Below are 1,350 nucleotides of genomic sequence, written 5' to 3' on the forward strand. Positions count from 1 at the left end.
GATGCTCCTATGGATGTCAAGCGGCTTCGGCGAGGTCGCTTCGGGCGGTGTTGCGGCCAGGGTGCGTCATGCGGAGTGACCTCACGAGGACGCGGTAGACCTCGCGGGCGACATGGCGTTTCAGGCAGCGCATGATGTCCTTCTTCGCCAGGCCCTCGCCGGTCCGTCGCTCGACGTAGGCGCGGGTTCGCTCGTCCCAGCGCATGCGGCTGAGCACAATCGTGTGCAGGGCATGGTTGGCGGCGCGGTCACCGCCGCGGTTGAGCCGGTGGCGGTCCCGGCGCCCGGAGGATGCCGGTATCGGGGCGACGCCGCAGAGGTGTGCGAAGGCGGCCTCAGAGGTCAGACGCTCCGGGTTGTCGCCGGCGGTGGCCAGTAGTTGTCCGGCAACGTCCGCTCCGACGCCCTGCAGGGCCAGCAACTCAGGGGCGGCCCGGGCGGTGAGCGGCTTCAGCTCGGCCTCCAGTTCGTCGATCTCCTCGGTCAAGGCCAGGATCCGGCGGCCCAGGCGGCGCAGAGCGGACTTGGCCGCCTGGGCGGGATCAGCGAGGTCGGTGCCCGGCCGGAGACGGGCACATGCCTTCGCCAGGGCGCCGGCCGTCAGCCCGCGCAGCTGGGCCCGCAGCGTGTCCGGCGCGGTGACCAGGAGCTGTCGGGCCTGGTTGACGGCCTGGGTCCGGGATTTCACCGCCGAGCGGCGCACCACCCGCAGGGTGCGGACCGCCTCGACGATGCCGTCCCGGCTCTTCGGCGTGCCGGTGGCCCGGCCGGAAGCGACCGCCTCGGCGGCGGCGTAGGCGTCGATCGGATCGGACTTGCCCTTCATCCGGCGTGTCCTGCGATCGGGCCGGTCGACCTCGACGACCTTCAGCCCGGCCCGCCGCAGTGTCCGGGCCAGCTCGGCGCCGTAGGCACCGGTGCCTTCCACCCCGACAGCCGTCACCGCCCCGAACGAGCGCAGCCAGGAAAGCAGTTGCCGGTATCCCGCTCCGGTGGCGGGGAACTCGCGGTCGGCCAGGTGGCGGCCGATCCGGTCGACCACCGCCGCATGGTGGGTCTCGCCGTGGGTGTCGACGCCGCCTGTGACTTCCAGGGTCTGGTCCGTCATGCTGGTCACTGCCGTCCTCTCGCTGATCCCGGTGGGCGGCACGCGCCGGCCGGGCGGGCGGACAAGACAGTGGCGGGGCTTCTGGACCAAGCTCCTATGAGGTCACGGACGCCCGTCCGGTCGCGTGCGGTGAACTTCCCCGGACGGGCCGACGAATCCCCTTGAGGACAGCCAGACGGCGTCGGTCAGTCCATGAGTCAGACCCACCCGGAGAAGCCACCACACATCCTCACTGTCAGTCC

Annotated in this window: 1 protein-coding gene; it reads right to left on the bottom strand. The window is 71.6% G+C overall.

The annotated features are described in order from the left end of the window. Positions 1-16: 16 nt before the first annotated feature. Positions 17-1,108, bottom strand: coding sequence for an IS110 family RNA-guided transposase (locus ACZ56B_RS32855; protein WP_468798760.1), 1,092 nt, complete (start codon positions 1,106-1,108; stop codon positions 17-19). Between the last annotated feature and the right edge of the window lie 242 nt (positions 1,109-1,350).

The sequence above is a fragment of the Streptomyces sp. NPDC034670 genome, assembly GCF_055574875.1.

Coding starts and splice junctions, on each gene's coding strand:
- ACZ56B_RS32855 (WP_468798760.1), bottom strand. CDS start 1,108: ATGACGGACCAGACCCTGGAAGTCACAGGCGGCGTCGACACCCACGGC.